The organism is Actinomyces johnsonii, assembly GCF_006546835.1.
Taxonomy (GTDB): Bacteria; Actinomycetota; Actinomycetes; order Actinomycetales; family Actinomycetaceae; genus Actinomyces; species Actinomyces johnsonii.
Window position 1 is genome coordinate 105728 of record NZ_VICB01000004.1, and the last position, 12058, is coordinate 117785.

The 12058-nt window shown below is 68.1% G+C and carries 11 protein-coding genes and 1 CRISPR repeat array; of the genes, 7 read left to right on the forward strand and 4 right to left on the reverse strand.

The genetic code is table 11. From position 1 onward, the window contains the following. The first annotated feature begins 140 nt into the window (after positions 1-140). Together cas1 and cas2 are read left to right on the forward strand one after the other, a co-directional pair. Positions 141-1736: a CRISPR-associated endonuclease Cas1 gene (gene cas1, locus FK256_RS03215; protein WP_141423888.1), complete on the forward strand. Its 1596-nt coding sequence runs from the start codon at positions 141-143 to the stop codon at positions 1734-1736. Then, complete coding sequence (gene cas2, locus FK256_RS03220) at positions 1736-2035, forward strand: CRISPR-associated endonuclease Cas2 (RefSeq protein ID WP_021609898.1); 300 nt, start codon at positions 1736-1738, stop codon at positions 2033-2035. The genes cas1 and cas2 overlap by 1 nt, the downstream gene beginning before the upstream one ends. A gap of 176 nt (positions 2036-2211) precedes the next feature. Then, positions 2212-3390: a CRISPR direct-repeat array (repeat unit 36 nt; unit sequence GTTGCAGTTCCTTCGGGAGCTGCACTTCATTGAGGC). Positions 3391-3408: 18 nt separating this feature from the next. On the opposite strand, the gene FK256_RS14255 is transcribed toward cas2, so the two are convergent. From FK256_RS14255 to FK256_RS03235, 3 genes are all read right to left on the reverse strand, one after another. After that, positions 3409-3576, reverse strand: coding sequence for a hypothetical protein (locus FK256_RS14255; RefSeq protein WP_170197893.1), 168 nt, complete (start codon positions 3574-3576; stop codon positions 3409-3411). Between the two features lie 320 nt (positions 3577-3896). Further along, positions 3897-4262, reverse strand: a complete 366-nt coding sequence (locus tag FK256_RS03230) for a DUF5655 domain-containing protein (RefSeq protein WP_141423699.1) — start codon at positions 4260-4262, stop codon at positions 3897-3899. Between the two features lie 35 nt (positions 4263-4297). Continuing rightward, a complete protein-coding gene (locus FK256_RS03235; protein WP_141423700.1) occupies positions 4298-5536 on the reverse strand; it encodes a cysteine desulfurase family protein in 1239 nt (412 codons plus the stop codon). A gap of 181 nt (positions 5537-5717) precedes the next feature. On the opposite strand from FK256_RS03235, the gene FK256_RS14720 reads away from it, so the two are divergent. From FK256_RS14720 to FK256_RS03260, 5 genes are all read left to right on the forward strand, one after another. Next, on the forward strand, positions 5718-5852 hold the full coding sequence (locus FK256_RS14720) for a hypothetical protein (RefSeq protein ID WP_280525777.1): 135 nt from the start codon (positions 5718-5720) through the stop codon (positions 5850-5852). A 1-nt stretch (position 5853) separates the two neighbouring features. Further along, a complete protein-coding gene (gene rbsK / locus FK256_RS03245) occupies positions 5854-6822 on the forward strand; it encodes a ribokinase (RefSeq protein ID WP_141423701.1) in 969 nt (322 codons plus the stop codon). Positions 6823-6977: 155 nt separating this feature from the next. Then, positions 6978-8093, forward strand: coding sequence for an NAD(+) diphosphatase (nudC, locus tag FK256_RS03250; protein WP_141423702.1), 1116 nt, complete (start codon positions 6978-6980; stop codon positions 8091-8093). A 91-nt stretch (positions 8094-8184) separates the two neighbouring features. Then, positions 8185-8595, forward strand: coding sequence for a hypothetical protein (locus FK256_RS03255; RefSeq protein WP_141423703.1), 411 nt, complete (start codon positions 8185-8187; stop codon positions 8593-8595). A gap of 189 nt (positions 8596-8784) precedes the next feature. After that, positions 8785-10938, forward strand: a complete 2154-nt coding sequence (locus tag FK256_RS03260) for an ATP-dependent helicase (protein WP_141423704.1) — start codon at positions 8785-8787, stop codon at positions 10936-10938. A gap of 40 nt (positions 10939-10978) precedes the next feature. Here the strand turns inward: FK256_RS03260 and FK256_RS03265 are convergent, their stop codons facing one another. Further along, complete coding sequence (locus tag FK256_RS03265; RefSeq protein ID WP_141423705.1) at positions 10979-11959, reverse strand: hypothetical protein; 981 nt, start codon at positions 11957-11959, stop codon at positions 10979-10981. Between the last annotated feature and the right edge of the window lie 99 nt (positions 11960-12058).

Sequence of the window (12058 nt, forward strand, 5' to 3'; positions counted from 1 at the left end):
AGGAGTCGCCGTGTGGATGGGGAGGCTAGTTCTCTGGTTCTCAGATCTTGGTCCTGGAGGCTGTCCGGGGCGAGCTCAGGCGGTGGAGTTGATGTATCGCCGCCGCCGTCTGTCAAAGGAGACAGAACATGACAACTCAAATGGTTTCGGAACCTATTCCGATCAGTCTGGTGGTTCATGCCGTTTACTGTCCGCGGAGAGCATGGCTTGAATCGGTGGGGGAGAAAACGGATACCATGCAGATGCAAGCCGGATTGGATGCCCACCGGCGCGTGGACAACACCGCGGAGAGCAGAACGAGCGAGCATCGGGCGGTCAACGTACGTTCGGAGCGCCTGGGGCTGTCCGGGCGCTGCGACGTCGTCGAAGGTGTGGACGATGGCCCACTGACCGTGGTGGAGTACAAGGCCACCCCGATACGGCGTCGCCCCCAGGTCACCTACGCCAACCGACTCCAGCTCGCGCTCCAGTCGCTGTGTCTTAAGGAAATGGGGCATGAAGTCCAGGGAACTGAGGTCTACTTCACCGGACATCGCCGGCGAGTCGAGGTCGAGCTGACCGATGCCGACTTCGCCCGGGCCGAAGAAGCGGTCGCTCGTACGCGTCGTCTGATCGGGGCACCCCAGGCGCCAGAACCGCCGACCGACGACAGCCGTTGCCAGTGGTGCTCCCACGCTTCGGTGTGCCTGCCCTCTGAGCACCGGTATGAGAACGCCCGGCGACGGATCGTCGCCTCTGCGCCCGACGCCCAGATCCTGCATGTAACCACCGCTGGAGCGCGAGCGTCCCTCAGCAGTGGCCGGGTCGAGGTCGCCAAGTCTGGCGAGCATCTTCTCAGCGTGCCGATTGAGCGGGTGCTCGGACTGGTGGTCCATGGGAACGTCGATGTCTCCTCCGCCCTGCTGCGCGAGCTGTGCTGGCGCGACCGGTGCGTGGTGTGGTGCTCATGGTCGGGGCGAGTGATCGGCTGGTCTCAGGGGGCGGACTCTCCCAACGGGCTCCAGCGGGTACGCCAGCATGTTGCCAGCGCCGAGGGGAGGCTGGACATCGCCCAGCAGATGGTCTCGGCGAAGATCGCGAACCAGGCCACACTGCTACGACGCAACGGGGAGGCCTCGGATATCGTGGAGCGGATGCGCCGCCTGCAACGTGGCGCTGTATCGACTCCCTCATTGGCCGACCTACTCGGAGTTGAGGGCGAGGCCGCCGGGCTTTACTTCGATTCCTTCCCCACGATGCTCACGGGAAGTACGGCGGCCTTCGCCGCGTCCCGGTGGAAGGGACGGCGACGCCGTCCAGCGCCCGACCCCGCAAACGCTGCACTGGACTACATCTACGCCCTGCTGCTGGGAGACTGCATCCGAGCGCTGGTGGCCTGCGGTCTCGACCCTCACGCCGGATTCCTTCACTCCAGCTCGCGCAACAAGCCCGCCCTGGCGCTGGACCTCATGGAGGAGTTCAGAGCGCCAGTTGCGGACTCCGTCGTCGTTCGGGCCTTTCGGAACGGTGAGCTGACGGAGCAGGACTTCACGGGCGAGATCGGAAGCTGCCGATTAACGGATCGCGGGCGCAAGCAACTCATCTCCGGGTTCGAGCGCCGCATCGAGACCTCCTTCCGGCACCCGGTCTTCGGCTACGACATCACCTGGCGGCGAGCCATTGAGGTTCAGGCTCGACTCGTGCTCGGGGTCATCGATGGGACTCAGTCTGTCTACAAGGGAGTGACGGCACGCTGATGCGTGACGATGTCAGACGCGTCCTTGTGGCCTACGATGTCCCGTCCGACCGGCGCCGAACGAGGGTGGCCAAGAAGTTGCTGCAATACGGTGACCGCATCCAGTACTCCGTGTTTGTCGTGGACGCGGCGCCGGCCAAGCTCCTGCGGATGCGGGGCGAGCTGGAAGGAATCATCAAGACAGATGAGGACTCCGTGCTCCTATGCGACGTCGGTCTGCTGTCCTCCGTCGATGAGCAACGGTTCTCCTACGTCGGTCTGACCAGAACCATCACATCGGAGGGGCCGCTCATCGCCTGACGCGAGCGCTCCGGTGCTCGGAGAACCTCGGGCAGCGCTCGCAACGATAAAACGTTGGAACGGCAGGGATTAGGTGGACTGAGCTGAAGACAGATACGGCTTAGTCCAAGCCCTCGCACGGAGCGCTCGCGAAGTGGCCTCAGATGGGCTTGGTGGCAGGCTATACTAAGCGGACCGTTGCAGTTCCTTCGGGAGCTGCACTTCATTGAGGCTTTCCTTAGTTCCACGGCCGAGTCCCCGAGGGCGGGTTGCAGTTCCTTCGGGAGCTGCACTTCATTGAGGCTTGTGACAGGTGATCCTCATGTTTCCCTCTCTCTCAGGGGTTGCAGTTCCTTCGGGAGCTGCACTTCATTGAGGCCAGGCCGGGATCAGCGACTTCGCGTTGGAGTAGATGTTGCAGTTCCTTCGGGAGCTGCACTTCATTGAGGCCCTTCGTCGTCACCAGCCACAGCACGCCAGCCTCGTTGCAGTTCCTTCGGGAGCTGCACTTCATTGAGGCTCGGCATTACCTTCAAGCCGCGTCTGGGGCGTATCGTTGCAGTTCCTTCGGGAGCTGCACTTCATTGAGGCATGGTGGTGTTGTTGCGATGATGGTAATCCCAGAGTTGCAGTTCCTTCGGGAGCTGCACTTCATTGAGGCTCGGCAAATGCAACCTGTGAGACAATCACCGAGAGTTGCAGTTCCTTCGGGAACTGCACTTCATTGAGGCTCAGAGCGTCTGCTGATGCGCCATTCTGGGACGTGTTGCAGTTCCTTCGGGAACTGCACTTCATTGAGGCAACGCCGTCAAGTCGCGGCTGGGAACGAAGACATAGTTGCAGTTCCTTCGGGAACTGCACTTCATTGAGACGGTTGGTTCCGTGTGGTGATCTGGTAGGTGGCCGTGTTGCAGTTCCTTCGGGAGCTGCACTTCATTGAGGCCCTTCGTCGTCACCAGCCACAGCACGCCAGCCTCGTTGCAGTTCCTTCGGGAGCTGCACTTCATTGAGGCTCCTGCCGCTTCTTGTCCACAACGATAACTCGCCGGTTGCAGTTCCTTCGGGAGCTGCACTTCATTGAGGCGAGAGGGGTAGGAGCCCGGCGGCAGGCGCCAGGCCCACCCGTTGCAGTTCCTTCGGGAGCTGCACTTCATTGAGGCTGCTCAAAGGAGTGCCGCCAGGCCTGGATAACCGAGTTGCAGTTCCTTCGGGAGCTGCACTTCATTGAGGCGGGGTCGACCTCCTGGACCTGTGGCGCGGCACGCTGGTTGCAGTTCCTTCGGGAGCTGCACTTCATTGAGGCACCGGCGACAACCAGATGGTCTCCGCCGACAGCGAGGGTTGCAGTTCCTTCGGGAGCTGCACTTCATTGAGACAGGCGGGAATTGAGATGTCTATTTCGGCTTTCGATTCCCGCCTGCCGCCTCATGTGTCACCCGACAGGTGCGCCCGGCCCCCTCCAGGGCACTGGGCAAGGCGGTGAACAACCGGTCGGCGTCGACGGCGCTCGCGGCCGCGACGGCGGAGTCGACTCCGCCAGACAGGGAGGCCAAGACGTGCACGAGGATCTCCTTCAGGCAGACGGGTGACCGTCACTACGACTGTGGCAGGCAACCGCAGGGCGACCGCGACGGGGCAACCGGAAGAATCCAGGGGACCTTGCTGTGATCGGCACAGGACGGCGCTGAGGAAGGAACTGTCATGATCGACGAGTACGCCATTGACGCCCGCAGCTTCTCCCAGACCCGGCACGATCAGCGTCGAGATGATGAAGGACTACCACCGGATTCTTAAACGGGGGACCGCCGATGCGAGGCGGCCGTCCTTCGCCGGCGGGGACTGCAAACGCGTTCCCAACGTGGTGGGAGCACGTGAAACGGGCTCATTGAGCGGCGAACTCGTGGCCTGCGCGAATGAGGTCCCTGAGCCAGCCGCTCTCCGCTGCCTCCATCGTCTTGACGACGACGTGGTGATTCCACCTGTTCGTGCTGACCTGGTCGACGCGGTGGAAGTGCGGATCCTCCATGGAGCGGTTGAGCCTCACGTTCAGGAACAGGGTGCCGTCGGTCGTCTTCTCATAGGCCCAGACCCATAGGAACTTCCGGTTGACGGAGAAGCTCACCTGGGCCGTCAGGTGCTTCGTGACGGCGCCAAGCGACATGACATAGGACTCGATTGCGGTGTACATGGCGGCCGATGCCGGCTTGCCGCTGAAGTCGCCGATCATCTTGTTCGAGGCGGTTGGCATGCGATTCTCCTCGGCACTTGTTGACTTGGATACGGTTAAAAGTGTTCCCCTGCCGTCTTGTGTGTTGCCTTCCAAGCGCGCCTGGCCCCCTCTAGGGCGGCGGGCAGAGCGGAGAGCAGGCGCTCGACGTCGTCGGGACTCGTCTCCCGGCCCAGGGAGCAGCGCAGCGTGGAGCGGGCCGGTCCCTCCTCGAAGCCCATCGCCAGCATCACATGGCTTGGCTGAGCGACCCCGGCGTGACAGGCTGATCCCGCCGATGCATCAATACCCGCCATATCCAGAGCCATGAGCAGCGCCTCGGCCTGCGCATCCTCGAACCACAGGTGGGCGGTCGAGGGCAGGTGAGCAACCCCCGCAGGGAGCGTGACATGCACACCATCCAGGGCAGCGACCGCCCGCAGGAGCCTGTCCCGCAGCGCTCCCAGGCGCGCGGCCTCAGCCTCGCGCTCGCCCACCGCCAGCTCCACGGCCAGTGCCAGGGCCCGGGCCCCCACGACATCCTGCGTGCCCGAGCGGATGCCCCGTTCCTGGCCGCCCCCGCCCGTCACCGGCCTCAGCTCCAGATCGCGGCGAACCACCAGGGCCCCCACCCCTACCGGCGCGCCCAGTTTGTGGCCGCTCAGGCTCATGACATCCAGCCCCCACCCGTGGAAGTCCACGGCCGTCTTACCCAGGGCCGCCACGACGTCGGAGTGCACCGGCACGTATCCGGGCCGCCCGGGGCGCTCGACCCCCGTGGCGCGGCGCACCTCGCCGACCACCGCAGCCATGTCCTGGACCACCCCGGTCTCATTATTGGCCGCCATGACCGACACCAGGCTCACCGGCGCAGCAGAATCCTGATCCGAGGGTGCGAGCGCAGCGGCCACAGACCCGAGGACCACTCGACCGGCGCCGTCGACCTCCAGCACGCTCACATCCGCACCCAGCTGCTCGGCGGCGGTGCGCGCGGATTCCAGCACCGCTGGATGCTCGATGGGGGAGACCACCAATCGCCCGCCGGGCACGGCGCGCGCCCGGCCGGCGATCACCAGCGCGCTGGCCTCAGTGCCGCCGGAGGTCAGGACCACCTCATGGGCGTTGACCCCGAGGGCCTGGGCGATCCTGGCGCGTGCCTGGGCCAGTAGACCCGCGACCCGCCGGCCTGAGGCGTGCTGGGAGCTGGGATTGGCCCACCCGCCCAGCCCCTCGGCCAGATCCTGTGCCATCTGCTCGGCCACCTGGGGGCGGATAGGGCTGGAGGCGGCGTGATCGAGGTAGGCGCGCGCGGGCATGCCTCCACCCTAGTTGCACATCTTCGGATCGGGGCCAACGGGATCATACGGACAACTCGGGGATGGCCGGCCAGAACCCACCTGGAGATGCGCTGCGGGGCAGGGGCGGGCCATTAGGGTGGACGGGCTGGAGTAGGGCGCCGAGCGCGGGGAGGCGGACCTGCACAATCCTGACCAGAAGGTGGCCTCCTTCGTCCTTCCGGGCATCTCCCGGCCAGAGGGATTCATCGCCGCCCGCGAGGCGGGTGCCCTCATCATGCTCGGGGCGGGCGAGAGCCGGTCCTTCACTGTGACCACGGGACTTAAGGAGAACTGACATGGCAGCCGATCGCACCAACCTCACAGGCGCCGCGAGCAGTGCCGACGGGGACGGCAAGGACATCGCCGTCATCGGGTCCAGCAATATGGATCTCATCACCTACATCACCCGCATGCCTGGCGAGGGCGAGACCGTGGAGGCGCCCGACTTCGCCATGGGCTTCGGCGGCAAGGGCGCCAACCAGGCGGTCAGCGCCTCCAGACTGGGCTCACGGGTGCTCATGCTCACCCGGGTCGGCAATGACCTCTTCGCCGAGAGCACCATCGAGAACTACCGGCGCAACGGCATCGATACCACCCATGTCCTGTCCACCGAGGCCGCCAGCGGGGTGGCGCCGATCTTCGTCGATGAGGAGTCGCGCAACTCCATCCTCATCGTCAAGGGGGCCAACGCCCTGCTCAGTCCGCAGGATGTGCGTCGGGCTGAGGCCCGGATCGCCGCCTGCCGGCTCATCGTCCTGCAGCTCGAGATCCCCCTGGAGACGGTCTATGAGGCGGTGGCCCTGGGCAAGCGCCACTCCATCCCCGTGCTGCTCAACCCGGCCCCGGCCCAGCCCGACCTGGAGCTGGAGAAGGTGCGCGACTGCCAGTACATCGTGCCCAATGAGAGCGAGCTGTCCCTGCTGACCGGCATGCCCGTGGACAGCCTCGACGACGTGCACAATGCCGCGGCGGTCCTGCTGGAGGTGGGCATCGCCAATGTCATCGTCACTCTGGGCTCGCGCGGCGCCCTCTGGATGACCCGCACTGAGGACCGGCTCATCCCCGGCGTGGCGGTCGAGGCGCGCGACACCACCGGCGCGGGGGATGCCTTCATCGGCTGCTTCAGCCACTTCCTGGTTTCCACCGGCGATACGGCCGCCTCCCTGGAGATGGCCAACCGCTACTCGGCAGACTCGGTGACCAAGCGGGGCACCCAGTCCTCCTACGCCTCCAAAGAGGAGTTCGAGGAGATCCTGCGGGGGTAGGCCCTCCACGATGCTCCCCGCATGAAGGGCCAGCGCAGGACATCTGCACCCGCCCGCAGCGCGACCGGGCCCACTGCTGGGAGTCGATGCTCTTCCCCTATTCCGTATAGGTGTGCCTATGTGCGCTCCTCTTCTCCGGGTGGGAGAGTGAGGCCATGCGCATCGACCAGCTCGCCCTGTCCCGCTCCGCCACCGACCGCGACGCCGAACGGCGCAGCGAGCCCGGGCTGCTGGAGCGCCTCGCGGCCGACCCCGAGACCCGGCTGCTGCTGGTCGACGCCCGCGGCCGCGTCGCCCTGACCGGCCCCGCCATCCACCCCGACCTGCCCGATGACGGCCTCACCCCACCCAGCCTGATCGGCGGACCCGGCGCCACCGCCTGGGAGGGCCCCGGTACCCGCAGCGGCTGGGGCCTGCCCGACCTGCGCGCCGGCTACCTCGGTGCCTCAGCACCCACCTGCTGCCCTGACCTGACCGCCCTCTACATGGGCCGCGAGCTCTCCGACGACGGCGCCCCCGCCGGCCCCAGCTGGATCGCCGTCGTCGTGCCCCCGGCCCTGGAAGTCCCCGACGCCCCCGAACCGCCCGCCACCGGCTCCGACGCCGAGGGCACCGCCGTCGACCACCCGGACCTGCGCCGCTTGCTGGAGCGCTACCCGCTGTCCGCCCTGCGGGCCATGGGCGCCCAGATGACCGCCCGCGACGCCGGCCTGGCCACCACCGCCACCGCCCTGGCCGCCTGGCATGCCCGCTCCGCCTACTGCCCGGTCTGCGGCGGGCGCACCGAGGTCACCGAGGCCGGCTGGGCCCGCAGGTGCACCGACTGCGCCACCGTCCACTTCCCGCGCACCGACCCGGCCGTCATCATGACGGTCGTCGACGAGTCCGACCGCCTCCTCCTCGTGCGCGGCGCCGCCTGGGCGCCCCGGCGCTTCTCGGTGGTGGCCGGCTTCGTCGAGGCCGGAGAGTCCGTCGAGGCGGCCGTGGCCCGCGAGGTGCGGGAGGAGACCGGGCTGTGTGTGGCCGAGGTCGAGTACATCGCCTCCCAGCCCTGGCCCTTCCCCCGCTCCCTCATGCTCGGCTGCCGGGCGCGACTGGCCCTGGGCGAAGACCGGCCCCGCCCCGACGGCCAAGAGGTCGTCGAGGCCCGCCTCGTCTCCCGCGACGAGCTCACCGCGGGTGTCGACGACGGCAGCATCCTCCTGCCCGGCCCCACCTCCATCGCCCGCCTCCTCATCGAGGACTGGTACGGCGGCCCCATCGTCGGTTGACGTCGGCCGAATAGCGATTGTTGATGCTTGGGGGCGTGGTGAGCGGGAGTAGAAAGGGATGGCCGTACCGATGAGGGCGAGGAGATGGGTCTTGCTGGCCGGTGCCGTCTTGCTGGCCGGTGCCGCGGGGGCGGTGGCGGTGTTGGTCTTTTGGTTGTGGGGGTGGTTTACGGTGGAGCCGGCTGTGTTGCGTGATGGGGAGACTCGGACTTCGGCGTCGGGGCGGTACACCTCGGAGTTTTTCGCGGAGGAGATCGACGGGAAGCGCAATGTGTACCCGGTGATCAAGAATGCGGCGGGTGAGGTGGTGTGGGCAGACGATCGGCGTTATCTCATGAGTGCGCATTCGGTGGGGGTGGTGTGGCAGGAGGACGCCGACGTGTTGTGGCTGCTGTCCAAAGATATTGGTTCGTCGTGCGTGGTGGAGAAGGATGGGGTGTGGGTCAAGGATTGGAACTGGAGCGCACTACCTTCCGATATCGAGAAGATCGAGAAGGGCTAATAATGAAAGAGGACTTATTCACAGGATGAGATAGGTGGTTGCTGGCCTGGGTAAACGCAGATGACTGGTATGTTCGTGAATAACCCTTAAGGGGTTGAACCAGTTGAATCCACCCGGCATCGGTCGGTTTCCATCGCGTCGGCTCACTGCCACTGATTCTCGTCACCGACCCGTGGCAGGCTGGTCCCGATGAGCCCGACCGCCCCCCGCCCCGCCCCGACCGGCATGCCAGCGCCCCGGCCGGCCCACTCCGACGTCCCCCGCAATGCCCATCCCGGCGCCCGCCCGGACGCAGCCCGCCTCCTGGAGGCCCTCGACCCCGACCAGTGCGAGGTCGCCGAACACCTCGAAGGACCCCTGTGCGTTCTGGCCGGAGCCGGCACCGGCAAGACCCGGGCCATCACCTACCGCATCGCCCACGGCGTGGCCACCGGCGCCTACCAGGCCACCCAGGTCCTGGCCGTCACCTTCACCGCCCGCGCTGCCGGCGAAATGCGCTCGCGCCTTGCCGACCTCGGCGTCCCCGGGGTCCAGGCCCGCACCTTCCACGCCGCCGCCCTGCGCCAGCTCACCTACTTCTGGCCCACCGCCATCGGCGGGCGCCGCCCCGACATCCAGGCCCACAAGGCGCCCCTGGTCGGCGCCGCCGCCCGGCGCTTGAGCCTGCCCACCGACCGGGCCACCGTGCGGGATCTGGCCGCCGAGGTCGAGTGGGCCAAGGTCACCATGACCCTGCCCGAGGACTACGCCCAGGCCGCCATCGCCGCCGGCCGTACCGACGTGGCCGGGCAGGAGGCCGCCACGGTCGCCCAGGTCCTGGCCCTCTACGAGGAGGCCAAGAGCGAGCGCGGCGTCATCGACTTCGAGGACGTGCTCCTGCTGACCATCGGCATACTCCTGGATCGCGAGGACATCGCCTCCCAGGTGCGCGGCCAGTACAAGCACTTCGTCGTCGACGAGTACCAGGACGTCTCCCCGCTCCAGCAGCGCCTGCTGGACCTGTGGTTGGGCAGGCGCCGCCAGCTGTGCGTCGTCGGCGATGTCTCCCAGACCATCTACTCCTTCACCGGGGCCACCCCCGCGTTCCTGACCGGCTTCACCACCCGCTACGAGGACGCCCGCACCGTGCGCCTGAGCCGCGACTACCGCTCCACCCCGCAGGTCGTCTCCCTGGCCAACCAGGTCCTCGCGCGCTCGCGGCGCGGGGGAGACGGCCCGCGCCTTCCCGCCGGCGCCGTCGAACTGGTCGCCCAGCGGCCCAGCGGCCCCGCCGTGCGCTTCAAGACCTACGACGACGACCTCGCCGAGGCCGAGGGCGCCGTCGCCCAGGTGCGCCGCCTGCAGGCCGCCGGGGTCCCCCTGAGCGAGATCGCGATCCTGTACCGCACCAACTCCCAGTCCGAGGCCTTCGAGCAGGCCCTGGCCGGAGCCCAGATCGGCTATCTCGTGCGCGGCGGCGAGCGCTTCTTCGAGCGCGAGGAGGTCAAGCGCGCCATGGCCGTCATCCTGGGGGCCGCCCGCACCGAGAAGGCCACCCTGACCGGAGACCTCGGCCAGGATGCGCGCACCGTCCTGTCTCGCGAGGGCTGGAGCGAGGAGCCGCCCGCCCCCCGCGGAGCCGTGCGCGAGCGCTGGGACGCCCTCAACGCCCTGGTGGCCCTGGCCGACGAGATGGCCCAGACCCGAGGCGCCGACCTCGACGCCTTCCACACCGAGCTGCGCGAGCGCGCCGATGCCCAGAACGCCCCCACCGTCGAGGGCGTCACCCTGTCCTCGCTGCACGCCGCCAAGGGCCTGGAGTGGGACGCCGTCATCCTCGTGGGCGCCTGTGAGGGCCTGCTGCCGATCTCCCTGGCCGAGGGGCACACCGCCATCGAGGAGGAACGGCGCCTGCTCTACGTGGGCGTCACCCGTGCGCGCGAGCACCTCATCATCTCCTACGCCCGGGCCCGCAACGCCGGAGGCCGCACCTCCCGAAAGGCCTCCCGCTTCCTGGACGGCCTGTGGCCCACCGCCCACGGATCCCGAGACGCCTCCCGGCGGCAGAGCCGCCAGTCCGCCAGGGAGCGTTCCCGGCAGTCCGCCGCCGACTTCGAGGCCAACAACGACCCGCGCACCATCGCCCTGTTCGAGGAACTGCGGGCCTGGCGCTCCCAGATCGCCAAGGAGCGCTCCAGACCCGCCTACACGGTCTTCGCCGACGCCACCCTGCGGGACATCGCCGTCGTCAAGCCCACCAGCCTGCCCCAGCTCTCCCTCATCCACGGCGTGGGCGCCAACAAGCTCCAAGAGTACGGCGGCCAGGTACTCGCCCTCCTGCGGGACTTCGAGGCCGGCGGCTGAACAGCGCAGGCCCTCGCCGGCGACGGCGCTCGGGCATCGCTCACAGCTGCGAGCACAGGCACTCGGGATGGCGCTGCCAGGCCCGGCGCCGCCCCAGGGGATCCCGGCCGTCGACCTCGACCGAGTGCGTGGCCCACCAGAGGGCGGAGCCTCCGGTCGGATCGCCGGTCCCGCTGCAACCGCCCGCAGCATCCTCGACAGGAGGCGCCTGACCCAGGAGCGTGTCGACGACGGCCCGAGCCGCCAGCGCCGCCGACTCGTGCAGGACCAGGCGCTCGACGTCGGGCATCGGAAGGGTGCGCATCTGCGTGGCCAGTGCCGGCCAGCACGGATCGGCGTCCCGCTCCCACAATTCCAGGCAGGTCGAGCACGGGCCGCCGCTACCCAGGACCGGGCCGACGCGAACCCCTGCCTCACCGACGACGACCGGCAGATGGATGATGCCCTCCTGGGCGAGCCTGCGGGCCAGCAGTGGCTCCACCACATGCGCATCCACCGTCACCATGACATCGGGTCGAGTGCGCAGTGGAGCCCGCGTCCTTAGGGCGGGGAAGCGCGCCGACAGAAGCGGCTCCAGACCGCCGTCCTTGGGGGCTCGCGTGGACAGGATCGTGCCCACCCCGGCCTCCGCCAGCCACAGGGCGGCCTCCTGCGCCAGGGCGCTGACGCCGTGAAGCGCCAGGACCGCCTGGGACAAGGCCGCTCCACGGCGCTTGGCATCGGCGCCCAGCCGGTCCCAGTAGACGCCGTCGGCCCCGCCGAGCTCGCTGGTCGCCGAGGAGACCAGGGCGCCCTGCCTCTCCAGCTCCTCCACGATCTGGCGCGCCCGCGTCATGGGCACCCGGCTGCGCCTGGCGGCCCGGTAGACGCCACTGGACTCCAGGGAGCGGGCGAACTCGTCCAGCAGCCGCTGCTCGGCCGGGCTCAGATCGCCGACAATGGTGCGCCGCGCGGGGCTCGTGCCGATCTGGCTGACTCCCTGCTGGCGCCACAGGATGGCGCACCCGCCTCGAATACGCATCGTGCCTCCTCAAGCCTCCCGGCGTCCTCGCCAGGACGCGGGAACCCTCGGTCCCGACTACCGCGTCGAGACCCGATCCGAGAATGGCACGAGCCGGTT

What these genes read in the sequence shown, in the direction of transcription:
- cas1 (WP_141423888.1), top strand. Translation starts at nt 141, where the DNA reads ATGGTTTCGGAACCTATTCCGATCAGTCTGGTGGTTCATGCCGTTTAC.
- cas2 (WP_021609898.1), top strand. Translation starts at nt 1,736, where the DNA reads ATGCGTGACGATGTCAGACGCGTCCTTGTGGCCTACGATGTCCCGTCC.
- FK256_RS03230 (WP_141423699.1), bottom strand. Translation starts at nt 4,262, where the DNA reads ATGCCAACCGCCTCGAACAAGATGATCGGCGACTTCAGCGGCAAGCCG.
- FK256_RS03235 (WP_141423700.1), bottom strand. Translation starts at nt 5,536, where the DNA reads ATGCCCGCGCGCGCCTACCTCGATCACGCCGCCTCCAGCCCTATCCGC.
- rbsK (WP_141423701.1), top strand. Translation starts at nt 5,854, where the DNA reads ATGGCAGCCGATCGCACCAACCTCACAGGCGCCGCGAGCAGTGCCGAC.
- nudC (WP_141423702.1), top strand. Translation starts at nt 6,978, where the DNA reads ATGCGCATCGACCAGCTCGCCCTGTCCCGCTCCGCCACCGACCGCGAC.
- FK256_RS03260 (WP_141423704.1), top strand. Translation starts at nt 8,785, where the DNA reads ATGAGCCCGACCGCCCCCCGCCCCGCCCCGACCGGCATGCCAGCGCCC.
- FK256_RS03265 (WP_141423705.1), bottom strand. Translation starts at nt 11,959, where the DNA reads ATGCGTATTCGAGGCGGGTGCGCCATCCTGTGGCGCCAGCAGGGAGTC.